The organism is Yersinia antarctica, assembly GCF_056636475.1.
The window spans coordinates 99,668-111,355 of the sequence record NZ_JBSJQF010000001.1 but is presented as its reverse complement, the minus strand read 5'-3'; the positions used below and the strand labels follow the sequence as shown (position 1 = coordinate 111,355).

Genomic DNA, 11,688 nt, shown 5'->3' with positions numbered 1-11,688 from the left:
ACCATCATCAATGTTGAGCCACTGTCTGGCCTTGGCTACTCGGAGCCTGATTCTTACCGACGCCATGGGGTACAAATGACGCTATCCAGGCAATCAGGGAAGTAAATCCTACCAATACATTTCGCATTACCGGTGGCGCATAGCTGGCCATACGGACATATCCTCTAAAGCCCAGCGCCAACACATCGCGCAGACTTTCAATCGGCTTATCTTCAGGAAAACCATCCTGCCACAGCGCCCAGGTATCGGCACGGGCAAAGGTACACTGTATAAAATCAATATGTTGTGCCACGCTCAGTTGATGCATTCGCATCCCGGCTTTAGTGCCGAAGGCTCGGGTCACCTCACAGGGGAAGGTGTACTCCTGCGCCCCACGTTTGAGCAGTAAATGAACCGCCTCACCCTCTTGCAGTAATCCGGCTTCGCGCATTTCAATCCCCACGCCACCATCGGAATAGTCGCGCAATGTACAGGAGAACAAGTGACCATCAGCACGGGCTACTGCGGCTGGCATGGCTATCTCGACCCGGTGTGACTGGCGCACTTGTTTAGCTTCAACTGCCACCGCGACGGCACCGCCTAAAATCGTCATGTTATAAATCACCCACACCAAGCTGATAACCACCGTCATAATTTCATTCGACGGGCCATGACCCAAACGCCACAAACCCGCAATCAGGCCGGCAACGTTGAGAAGAACCAGCGCGATATACGGGCGGGTGATCACCCAATCCACATGCTGCTCTTCAACCAACCCCCCTTTCGACGTCACATTAAACGTTCCTTTGTGTGGGCTGAGAAGTGCCATGGTGGTCGGACGGGCGATATACCATGCCAACACCGTTTCATAGATTTCACTCCAGAAGGAATGGCGGTATTTCCCTTGCAGGCGGGAGTTGGTCAGACTGGCATGGATCATATGCGGCAACACATAGAGTGCAATCGCCAGTGCCGGAGCAAAAATGATGTAAGCATGCAGCAACAAGAAAGCCAGCGGAGCGGTTAGAAAGATTAAGCGTGGAATACCGGATAAAAAGTGCAGCATGGCATTGGCATAACATAAGCGCTGGACTAACTTCAGCCCCTTACCCAGTAGCGGATTATCCAGCCGGAAGATCTGAACCATGCCCCGCGCCCAGCGGATACGCTGCCCGATATGCGCCGATAAACTCTCTGTTGCCAAGCCTGCGGCCTGCGGAATGCGGATATAGGCGGAGGAGTATCCTTTACGGTGCATACGCAACGAGGTATGGGCATCTTCAGTCACTGTTTCTACCGCAATACCGCCAATAGCATCTAACGCACTGCGGCGCAGCACAGCGCAAGAGCCACAGAAGAAGGTGGCATCCCACATATCGTTACCGTCTTGCACCAAGCCATAAAACAGTGTGCCTTCATTCGGCGTCTGACGAAAACGCCCCAGGTTTCGCTCAAAGGGGTCGGGAGAGAAAAAGTGATGCGGCGTCTGGAGTATGCCCAACTTGGTATCTTTAAAGAACCAACCCAACGTCAGTTGCAGGAAAGAACGGGTCGGCACGTGGTCGCAGTCAAAAATGGCGACAAACTCACCGTTAGCCTGTTTCAGTGCATGGTTAATGTTACCGGCTTTAGCATGCTCGTGGGTGGGTCGGGCAATGTAGTGCACCCCGACCTCAGCAGCGAATGCTTTAAACGCGGGTCGGTTACCATCATCCAAAATATAGATATTGATTTTGTCTTTTGGCCAATCAATACCAAGAGCGGCATAAATAGTTGGTTTAACCACGCCAAGATCTTCGTTATAGGTCGGCACCATCAAATCAATGGTCGGCCAACTATTGATATCATCCGGCATTGCCACCGGCTGGCGATTAAGCGGCCAAATGGTCTGGAAGTAACCCAGCACCAGCACCACCCAGGCGTATGTTTCAGCGAACAGCAACAATAAGCCGCATACCAGACTGACGGGGTCATCCCAGTTCAGAGTTTCGGTATAGCGCCACCACAGATAGCGGCAGGAGACGGTTAAAGACAGCACGATAAGCATTAAGGTTGGTAAGCGACCCGGCACCCGTCGCACCACCATCGCCAACGCCCAAAGCAACAGCACAAAAACGAACTGCGCCATCATGCCAAACGGCTGAGAAATACACAGCAACGCTAATATGCCGGTAAAAATACCCAAAATAATAAACAGGACCCGGCGGGTGCGCTTTGATGACGGGGTTAATCGGGTGATAAGCGATTGTTCCAGTCGCTGGAGTTCAAAACGTTCGGGCATATTCCCCAGCCAACGGATATAACCTTGTCTGGTATGTTTTACCCACTTTTTGCCGACTGCGGCAGGCTGGTGCCTCTTTTCATTGCGCGATTCAGGATAGGTCAGTAGCAGCCACAGCCCTTGCAAGAGATACCGTAGGCCATCGCCAAGCCGTGGGCGAATAGGTGAAATCTGTGGGAACCAGTAAGTGCGGTTTTGTATTACACGTTGCCAACTGGGCGACTCCAGACGCAGAAAAATCCAGCACAACGGCAGCGCCAACGTGGTCAAAAAGGCGGTGAGCACGGTGCAACCTTGCTGCATATACAGATGATAACGACGGCGCATCCCCTGATAAACCGGGGTCAGAAATAACATCCGCATCAAGTAGTTCATAACCTGTTGTTCGCCACAGTAATCAAACACCAATTTGCCAGTGTGGTGACCTCTTCAGCAGCCAAACTTTGCTCACTGTATTCACCCAATGGTTGTTTGGCCGCCAACGCTTCAGCCATTGCTTCATCGCGATGAATAAATGTAGGCAATAAGTTATCTAGGCTTTGTAGCCAAAGCTGATGTAAATCCTGTTGTAGATGGCTACTGGCAGAAAATTGGTTCAGCAGGAAATGGCAGTCGACAGGCAGATTTTGCTGATGTAGACGAATATGACAACTGGCATCGGCATGGATCAATACCAGCACCAGATCAGCCAGCGCTAAAATTTGGCGCGTGAATATACTATCACCCGCAGGGATATCCAATAGAATCCAGCAATCGGGCGCGCTGGCTTGCAACGCAGACAGGTTTTCTCGCCATTGACCGGGGTGCTGTTGTAAGGACGAGTTCAGTTGCTCAGTTTCAATGAGAGTTAGTTGGCCAAATGGCAGAAAATCCAACCCTTCGGTATAGCGCATCGCCCCTTGCTGCCAACCTTGGCCCTCAATTTCAGCTTTGGCCCAACCACGGGTTTGATCAAACGGCATATTGAAATGCAACCGCAATAAATTATCCGGTGAAAAATCGATCACCAGAACTGATTCCTTCAGTTGTTGCAATGCCCAAGCAAGCGCGGCGGTTACCGATGTGGTACCAGTCCCCCCTCTTATCCCTTGTAACGCCAGTACCGGCATAAACTATTCACTCCCTGTGGATTGTGCCAGTTCAGCCAACAATGGCCAGCGAGCCATCATCTGAGTTAATCGTTCCTGACGGACGATATCGATATAACTTAACGTTGGTAATGAGAAAGCCTGAGTTAATGCTAGTAGATCATCCTGAGATTCGAGCGATGTTTTGGCGTGAAATCGATTTATTATGGTTTTCATTTATCCGCCTTTAGAAAATAGGCTATGGTAATTAATTATAACAATAATTCGAGTATACTTTCTCCCAATAAGATGAGTCTTAGATTATTATCACGGTAAAGACATTGGTTAATAATTATTGCAATGTTACAATTGTTCACTGAATTTATCCAGTAATTGGCCCAATCGCATTTTAACCAAGCAGATAAAGAATCTATGCCACGATCTTTCACATTAGGTATTCGAAAAATCTGGGATGAATTAGCCGTGATGCAGGCGCCTGGGTTTTATTGGGTCAATATTGAACGTCAAATTGATGCTAATTTATTCTGTCAGCAACTTATTCGTAACCAATCTGAAAATACTCGGGCCGCCTTGATTTGTTGCGGGCTAAAACCTGAGAAATTACTGGCAAATATTGTGGGTTATGGCCCCTATAAATTGCCACTTTTTACCTTACCGGCACAAAGAAAAGCATTACTACATTTAACTCAAGATTTAATGCGTTCATTACGGCCGCAACAGCGACTGTTCATTCTGTTAGCACCGGCCAGTTTATGGCAAACATTCACTGGCGAAGAGATGCAGCAGTGGCTACAGCATATTCAGCAATGGCTGGAGGCGCAAAACTGTACGTTAATCGTAATTTGCCACAGTTCTGGTATTAATAAAGTTAAGAATCAACTAGTTAGCCAGCATCGTTATTTACAAGGATTGGCTAGCCTGCAATGGCAGCAAGATAATGCCCAGTATGTTGCCTCTTGGTGGAGCACTGAAAAAGGGGTTACCGCCAATCAGTTAGTCCGATTAGAAGCAGATGAACAAGGCTGGAGCATGGCGGATGAAGTTCAACAGGCACTGCCGCTTTCACGTAATGATGAGCATCTGTATTTGGCGGAGCGCACTATTTTGGAAGGCGCTCCGCCACTCTCTACCAACTGGCAACTACTTGATAATAATGTAGTATTGGCGCAGCGGGCAATAAGTGCTCATGCCGCCACATTGATTTTTGCCCTTAATCAAAGTGAGCAAATTGACGATTTAGCACATCAGATCCATAACATACGCCGCCAACGGGGTGATGCTATCAAAATTGTGGTGCGTGAAATGAACGCCAGCCTGCGTTACAGCGATGAACGTTTATTGCTGGCCTGCGGCGCGAATCTGATCGTGCCTCACATCGCACCGCTGTCACGCTTTCTTACCATGTTAGAAGGTATTCAGGGCCAACATTCCTCTCGGCATGTTCCTCAAGATATCAATGCGTTATTGGAGGCGTTACGCCCACTTCAGCTTAAAGGTTATTTACCTCCCGCTGAGTTCTGCCACTCTGTTTTGCAACTGATGAACAACACGCTGCTGCCAGAAAACGGCAAAGGTGTCATGGTTGCTCTGCGGACAGTCCCTGGGTTACAGGCCAGACAAGCACTAACACTGTGCCATCTACGCCGCTATGGTGATGTGGTAACGGTAGCTGATAACCACGTGGTATTATTCCTTTCTACCTGCCGTATCAATGATTTAGATACCGCTCTGAAGTATATATTCTGTTTGCCGGTGGCTGAAATTTTCAGTAATCAACGGGTGTGGTATCAGGATCAGGCAATTATCGCTGAGATTCATCGGATGAATACCCCCGATGCATGGCAAATGACCGGTGACAAAAAATCCTATACGCAACAAATTGATACAGCTGAGCAAGCCGAAGTTAGCCGACGAGTCCCCGTGCCTCTGGCACTGAATGTCGGACCGAACAAGGAGCGAACCCAATGAATCTCAACGATATCTGGCAAATCCTGCTGTGCGCTGCGGTTATCTTTTTCCCTCTGGGTTATGTAGCACACCGTTGGTTTCCACGCTGGTGGGAGAAAAGACAACATCTGTTTTTATCTGCGCGATATTTAAAATCAGAAGGGGTTTGGTTGCGTAATGGCTCCTCTTCACTGACGAAGAAACAACCATGAATGCAAAGAATAAACTGCAAGAATCACCGAGCCCGTGGCGCTATTGGCGTGGTCTTGGCGCATGGAACTACTATTTCCTGCTAAAGTTTGCCTTGCTGTGGTTTGGTTACCTGAACTTCCATCCGCTGGCTAACTTGGTGTTTATTGCTTTCCTGCTATTTCCGATCCCGGCCTATAGGGTCCACCGCTGGCGTCACTGGATTGCGATACCAATAGGTATTGGTTTGCTATATCACGACACCTGGCTACCGGGGCTCAACAGTATCCTGAGCCAAGGCTCGCAGATTACGGGCTTTAGCTTCAGTTATCTAATTGAATTAATTAGCCGTTTTATTAACTGGGCCATGATAGGGACCGCCTTTGTTATTCTGGTGGGCTACCTGTTTATTTCACAGTGGATTCGAGTGACGGTTTTTGTTGTTGCAGCCATGATTTGGCTGAATGTTGCCAGCATCGCCGCACCGGCATTTTCTCTGGCACCTGCCGCTGAAACGTCGGTAGCATCATCTCCAGTAACACTAGGGGCTGAGCCGCCAACGCCTAATATTCATCAAGTGGCGGCCAATGGCCCACCAACCGATGCCAATCTGACGGCTTATCTGAATGCATTTTATGAGCAGGAGAAAACCCGCCATACGGCATTCCCTACATCGCTGCCAAAAGATGCGCAACCTTTTGATTTGTTAGTTATTAATATCTGCTCGCTGTCTTGGTCAGACATTGAAGCTATCCAACTGGATAAGCACCCGCTGTGGAATAAGTTTGATATTCTGTTCAAGAACTTCAACTCTGCCACCGCCTACAGTGGCCCAGCCTCTATTCGACTACTGCGCGCCAGTTGTGGCCAGTCATCGCACAAAGACCTCTATCTGCCACAAGAGCAGCAGTGTTATCTGTTTGATAATCTTGCGAAACTTGGCTTCACATCTCAGTTGATGATGGACCACTCAGGTGTATTTGGTAATTATCTGCAAAACATTCAAGATGACGGCAATATGCGCGCGCCGCTGATGTCACAAAAAGGCATCAGTAATCAATTGGCGTCCTTCGATGGTGAGCCAATTTACAATGATCTGGAACTGCTCAACCGCTGGCTGGAACAGCAGCAGAAAGGGGGGGATAGCCGCAGCGCAACCTTCCTGAATATCATACCGTTACATGATGGTAACCGTTTCGTTGGTACCAATAAAACGGCTGATTACCACGCTCGCGCCCAAACGCTATTTGACCAATTGAATACGTTTTTGGCGGCGTTGGAAAAATCAGGCCGCAAAGTTATGGTGGTGGTGGTACCAGAGCATGGAGCCGCGCTGGTTGGCGATAAAATGCAGATGTCCGGCCTGAGGGATATCCCCAGCCCAAGTATCACGCATATCCCTGTTGGGATTACGTTAATGGGAATCAAAGCGCCACAGCCCGCCAGCCCGGTGATTATCAATACGCCAAGCAGCTATCTGGCGCTTTCTGAATTAGTATCACGTATGGTCGATGGCAAAGTATTTACTGCGCCGACTATCAATTGGCAGACCCTGACACAAGGATTGCCGCAAACAGCGGTAATATCGGAAAACGATAATGCCATTGTGATTCAATATCAGGGAAAACCTTATATTCGATTAAATGGCGGTGACTGGGTGCCTTACCCACAATAAAAACCGAATAGTATTGTCTTCGGCTATTTGATAAAGGGTGCATTCATTGCACCCTTTATTATTCACATATCAACAAAATGATGTTTACATCGATAGTGACTGCATTTGCCAGATAGAACTAAAAATGTGATCTATATCATTTTAAGTGAATGTTAATCTCGACCTAAATAACAGGAGTACTCGGTTATTAAGTCACATTCAGCAATATTAAATTGTTGCGTAACTATTTATTTACAATATTACATTCACATTTACAGTAATTATTTTTAAAATGAAGTTATAAATAGTCAGTGGAAGGCTATTTTCAGTTATAAAAAAACGCCGAATTATCGGCGTTGTTGTAATTGATATCGCACTCGTCGATTGGACCCCAACCAACAGCGCTGGGGCCTTAACTCGTGTTAGCTGGCTTTTTCTGCTTCATCCTGATCAACCGCAAAGCAGGCGACCATTTGATCACCATATTGCTTCAGTTGCGGCTGTAGTTGGGTGCAAGTCCCAAACGCCCGACGACAACGGGCATTAAATGCGCACCCCGGTGGCGGGCTCATGGGGCTAGGTAGCTCACCCGTCAATTTAATTCGCTCACGGCGCATATCAGGGTTCAGCCGAGGGGTAGCAGAGAGCAATGCCTGTGTATAAGGGTGGCGTGGGTTATTAAAAATGGCTTCTTTACTGCCTTTCTCAACACAGCGCCCCAGATACATCACCATCACTTCATCAGCAATGTGCTCAACCACTGATAAATCATGGGAAATAAAGACATACGACAGACCCAGTTCCTGCTGCAAATCCATCATCAGGTTCAATACCTGAGCCCGCACCGAAACATCCAGTGCAGAAACCGGCTCATCGGCAATCACCACATCGGGATTCAACATCAGCCCACGAGCAATGGCAATACGCTGGCGCTGACCGCCGGAAAACATATGGGGATAACGGTCATAATGCTCGGTTTTTAGGCCGACCTTTGCCATCATTGCCAATGTTTTCTCACGCCGCTCTTTGCTGTTGAGATTAGTATTGATTTGCAGTGGCTCTTCCAGAATCTGCCCCACTTTCTTACGTGGGTTCAGCGAGCCATAAGGGTTCTGGAACACAATTTGAATCTTCTGACGCCGTAGTTTTTCCGCACTTTCATCCGGCTTAAGCAAATCCTGACCCTGGTAGTAAAGCTCACCGCCAGTTGGGATCTCTATCATGGTCAGCAAGCGGCCCAGTGTGGATTTACCACAACCGGACTCGCCAACCACGGCCAATGTTTTACCGCGCTCCAAGGTGAAAGAAACCCCATCCAGTGCTTTAACCAGACGCTCTGGTGCAAAGAACCCTTTTTTGACCGGATAGTATTTTTTCAGGTCGATAGCCTGTAATAGCGGCTTGGATACCTGTGATTCTTTTTTCATATCAGTTGGTTGGCTCATAAGGTCGGCCTCCCCGCATCATCGAGCGGTGTATGACATTTAACCTGACGCCCCGCTGGCCCCAGCAGTTCTGGCTCTTCACGGCGGCAACGATCATTGGCATACGGGCAACGTGGGTTCAATAAGCACCCGTCAGGACGGTCATATTTACCCGGTACCACACCCGGTAACGACGCCAGACGCGCTTTATCCTGAGCAAACTCCGGTAAGGCTCGTAACAATGCCTGAGTGTACGGGTGCCGTGGCGCGCGGAAGATTTCCGAGGCTTTACCGGTTTCCACTACCTGACCGGCATACATCACAATAATATGATGAGCCGCCTCAGCCACCAGTGCCAGATCATGGGTTATCAACAGCAGCGCCATATTTTCACGCTGCTGTAACTCCAGCAGCAATTCAATAATCTGGGCCTGAATGGTCACGTCCAGCGCAGTCGTTGGCTCATCAGCAATCAACAATTTCGGCCGACAAGCAATCGCCATCGCAATCATCACGCGCTGGCTCATCCCACCGGAAAGCTGATGCGGATACACATCCAGACGTGACGCGGGATCAGGAATGCCCACCAGCGTCAGCAAATCCACCGCCCGCTGACGGCGGGTTTTACGGTTGCCGCCCTGATGCACCTTCAGCGCTTCCATAATCTGAAAACCGACGGTATAGCACGGGTTCAAACTGGTCATCGGGTCCTGGAAGATCATGGCCACTTCCGAACCCACTAACTGACGTCGCTCTTTCTCGGAAATCTTGGTCAGGTCACGGCCATTAAACTCCAACTTGTCAGCCATCACTTTGCCGGGGTAATCAATCAGTCCCATAATCGCCAGTGAACTGACCGACTTACCGGAACCGGATTCACCCACAATCCCTACCACCTGCCCTTGCTCAATGCTGTAGCTAATACGGTCTACGGCCTTGAACGGCGCACCTTCGTCACCGAAGTGCACCGATAATTTATCTACATTTAAAAGTGCCATCTCTCTCTACCTCTGTTACTGCTTGAGTTTGGGGTCGAGAGCATCACGCAGGCCGTCCCCCATCAGGTTAAACGCCAGAACCGTCAGCAGGATCGCCACACCGGGGAAGGTCACGACCCACCAGGCGCTTTGGGCGAACTGCAACACGTCAGAGAGCATGGTGCCCCATTCCGGTGTTGGCGGTTGCGCACCCATGCCGAGAAAGCCGAGAGCCGCCATATCCAGAATGGCGTTAGAGAAGCCGAGAGAAGCCTGCACGATTAACGGCGCAAGGCAGTTGGGCAGGATATTGATAAACATCTGGCGCATCGCACCCGCCCCAGCCACTCTTGAGGCCGTTACGTAGTCGCGGTTAACCTCAACCAGCACCGCGGCACGGGTTAAACGCACATAATGCGGCAAGGCAACAAAGATCAATGCGAGCGAGGCGTTAACGATGGAGGGGCCAAATACCGCCACCAGCACTAATGCCAGCAACAGGCTTGGCAGTGCCAGCATGATATCGACAACACGCATGATGATGGCATCAACGATACCGCCAAAATAACCGGCCAATAAACCGAAAATCACGCCCATCACCAGTGATAGCACCACCACCAGACAACCCACCAGCAGCGAGAGGCGAGCACCGTACATCAGGCGAGATAAGACATCACGGCCCACATCATCGGTACCCAGCAGGAATTTCCAACTGCCGCCCTCTTCCCAGACCGGCGGTTTCAGTAACGCATCACGAAATTGCTCTGCCGGCCCGTGCGGGGCAAGCCAGGTAGCACCGGCAGCAATCAATAGCATAATAATAATGTAGAACAGGCCGATAACAGCCCCTTTATTGCGCTTGAAATAGTGCCAAAACTCCTGCAATGGAGTCATCGGCTTCGGCGCACTTTTTACTGTAGACTCAGTAAGTTGAGACATTCTGCGCCCCTTATTTCTTGTGACGAATACGCGGGTTAACTACGCCATAGAGCACATCTACCAGCAAGTTAACTAAAATAATCATGATTGCGACCAGCAACACACCACCCTGAACCACTGGGTAATCACGGCGTTGCAAAGCATCCATCAGCCAGCGCCCTAACCCCGGCCAGGAGAAGATGGTTTCCGTCAGGATAGCGCCTGCCAGCATGGTACCAACCTGCAAACCAATCACGGTAACCACCGGCAGCAAAGCATTACGCAGTGCATGGACCACAATCACCCGCATCCGGCTCAGGCCTTTCGCCCGCGCAGTACGGATATAATCTTCACCCAAGACTTCCAGCATCGAGGAGCGCGTCATACGCACGATGACGGCAAGAGGGATAGTCCCTAAAACGATGGCAGGCAAAATCATATGCATCACCGCGTCTTTGAAATCACCCGGCTCACCCCAAACAAAGGTGTCAATCAGCATAAAACCAGTCAAAGGCAGGCTGTCATCAAGGAACACCGTATCACTGACGCGCCCGGAAACCGGAGTCAGGTTCCATTGGACCGAGACCAACATAATCAGCATGATGCCCCACCAGAAGATAGGCATCGAATAGCCGGTAAGGGAGATCCCAACAGCGGTGTGATCGAATATTGAACCGCGTTTAACTGCCGCCAACACCCCCACCGGAATACCCACCGCGATAGCAAACAGCATCGCGCAGATCCCCAGTTCCAGTGTCGCTTTAAAGCGTGGGACGAACTCTTCCCAGACAGCAATACGGCTTTTCAGCGAGATGCCGAGGTCGCCATGTAATACGCCATTCACATAATGGAAGTATTGTTGATAGAGAGGCTTGTCTAGCCCCATTTCCGCCATGATTTGAGCATGACGCTCGGTGGAGATGCCGCGTTCCCCAGCCATGATGGTCACCGGGTCACCCGGGATCATATGGACAAAAGCAAAGGTCAGCAAAGTAATGCCGATAAACGTTGGGATAACTAACCCCAAACGTCGGAGTATGAACTGCAACATATCCCGAACTCTCTGTGTAGAATGCCGGGCTGCTCGTGGGCAACCCAGCTTATTAAAACCTTCCTAATAAGCTATTTTACTTGCCATTTTGACCTAGGGCAGTGCTCACCACCGTCACGTAGCCATGATTTACAAGGTCATGGTGTCCGCTCCAGTGCTTGCGCGCTGTCCATGCTCAAA

At 49.7% G+C, this 11,688-nt stretch carries 10 protein-coding genes; 3 read left to right on the top strand and 7 right to left on the bottom strand.

All coding sequences use genetic code 11. The features are described 5' to 3' along the window. Positions 1–7: 7 nt before the first annotated feature. From bcsA to bcsR, 3 genes are read right to left on the bottom strand one after another with little or no spacing between them, the layout of a single operon-like run. The gene (bcsA, locus tag ACWJJO_RS00445; RefSeq protein ID WP_083161385.1) at positions 8–2,635 is read right to left on the bottom strand and encodes a UDP-forming cellulose synthase catalytic subunit; all 2,628 of its coding nucleotides are present in this window, start codon (positions 2,633–2,635) and stop codon (positions 8–10) included. Next, positions 2,632–3,369, bottom strand: coding sequence for a cellulose biosynthesis protein BcsQ (gene bcsQ / locus ACWJJO_RS00440; RefSeq protein ID WP_083161387.1), 738 nt, complete (start codon positions 3,367–3,369; stop codon positions 2,632–2,634). The genes bcsA and bcsQ overlap by 4 nt, the downstream gene beginning before the upstream one ends. Positions 3,370–3,372: 3 nt before the next feature. Beyond that, a complete protein-coding gene (bcsR, locus tag ACWJJO_RS00435) occupies positions 3,373–3,564 on the bottom strand; it encodes a cellulose biosynthesis protein BcsR (RefSeq protein ID WP_083161389.1) in 192 nt (63 codons plus the stop codon). A 195-nt stretch (positions 3,565–3,759) separates the two neighbouring features. On the opposite strand from bcsR, the gene bcsE reads away from it, so the two are divergent. The 3 genes from bcsE to bcsG are packed head-to-tail and all read left to right on the top strand — an operon-like array spanning position 3,760 to position 7,159. After that, a complete protein-coding gene (bcsE, locus tag ACWJJO_RS00430) occupies positions 3,760–5,316 on the top strand; it encodes a cellulose biosynthesis protein BcsE (RefSeq protein ID WP_481090510.1) in 1,557 nt (518 codons plus the stop codon). Next, positions 5,313–5,507 carry a cellulose biosynthesis protein BcsF gene (gene bcsF / locus ACWJJO_RS00425; RefSeq protein ID WP_083161393.1) on the top strand — a complete coding sequence of 65 codons (195 nt, stop codon included), beginning with the start codon at positions 5,313–5,315 and terminating at the stop codon, positions 5,505–5,507. Before bcsE ends, bcsF begins: the two co-directional genes overlap by 4 nt. Then, positions 5,504–7,159, top strand: a complete 1,656-nt coding sequence (gene bcsG, locus ACWJJO_RS00420) for a cellulose biosynthesis protein BcsG (RefSeq protein WP_481090509.1) — start codon at positions 5,504–5,506, stop codon at positions 7,157–7,159. Before bcsF ends, bcsG begins: the two co-directional genes overlap by 4 nt. Positions 7,160–7,560: 401 nt before the next feature. On the opposite strand, the gene dppF is transcribed toward bcsG, so the two are convergent. The 4 genes from dppF to dppB are packed head-to-tail and all read right to left on the bottom strand — an operon-like array spanning position 7,561 to position 11,508. Next, complete coding sequence (gene dppF, locus ACWJJO_RS00415) at positions 7,561–8,565, bottom strand: dipeptide ABC transporter ATP-binding subunit DppF (protein ID WP_083163965.1); 1,005 nt, start codon at positions 8,563–8,565, stop codon at positions 7,561–7,563. A 14-nt stretch (positions 8,566–8,579) separates the two neighbouring features. Next, positions 8,580–9,560 (bottom strand): dipeptide ABC transporter ATP-binding protein, encoded by a 981-nt coding sequence (gene dppD, locus ACWJJO_RS00410; RefSeq protein WP_083161397.1) that lies wholly within the window; start codon positions 9,558–9,560, stop codon positions 8,580–8,582. Positions 9,561–9,575: 15 nt separating this feature from the next. Further along, entirely contained in the window at positions 9,576–10,478 is a 903-nt protein-coding gene (gene dppC / locus ACWJJO_RS00405) for a dipeptide ABC transporter permease DppC (protein WP_481090508.1), read from the bottom strand. 10 nt (positions 10,479–10,488) lie between these two features. Next, positions 10,489–11,508, bottom strand: coding sequence for a dipeptide ABC transporter permease DppB (gene dppB / locus ACWJJO_RS00400; protein ID WP_005174906.1), 1,020 nt, complete (start codon positions 11,506–11,508; stop codon positions 10,489–10,491). Positions 11,509–11,688 lie beyond the last annotated feature (180 nt).

Coding starts and splice junctions, on each gene's coding strand:
- bcsA (WP_083161385.1), bottom strand. CDS start 2,635: ATGAACTACTTGATGCGGATGTTATTTCTGACCCCGGTTTATCAGGGG.
- bcsQ (WP_083161387.1), bottom strand. CDS start 3,369: ATGCCGGTACTGGCGTTACAAGGGATAAGAGGGGGGACTGGTACCACA.
- bcsR (WP_083161389.1), bottom strand. CDS start 3,564: ATGAAAACCATAATAAATCGATTTCACGCCAAAACATCGCTCGAATCT.
- bcsE (WP_481090510.1), top strand. CDS start 3,760: ATGCCACGATCTTTCACATTAGGTATTCGAAAAATCTGGGATGAATTA.
- bcsF (WP_083161393.1), top strand. CDS start 5,313: ATGAATCTCAACGATATCTGGCAAATCCTGCTGTGCGCTGCGGTTATC.
- bcsG (WP_481090509.1), top strand. CDS start 5,504: ATGAATGCAAAGAATAAACTGCAAGAATCACCGAGCCCGTGGCGCTAT.
- dppF (WP_083163965.1), bottom strand. CDS start 8,565: ATGAAAAAAGAATCACAGGTATCCAAGCCGCTATTACAGGCTATCGAC.
- dppD (WP_083161397.1), bottom strand. CDS start 9,560: ATGGCACTTTTAAATGTAGATAAATTATCGGTGCACTTCGGTGACGAA.
- dppC (WP_481090508.1), bottom strand. CDS start 10,478: ATGTCTCAACTTACTGAGTCTACAGTAAAAAGTGCGCCGAAGCCGATG.
- dppB (WP_005174906.1), bottom strand. CDS start 11,508: ATGTTGCAGTTCATACTCCGACGTTTGGGGTTAGTTATCCCAACGTTT.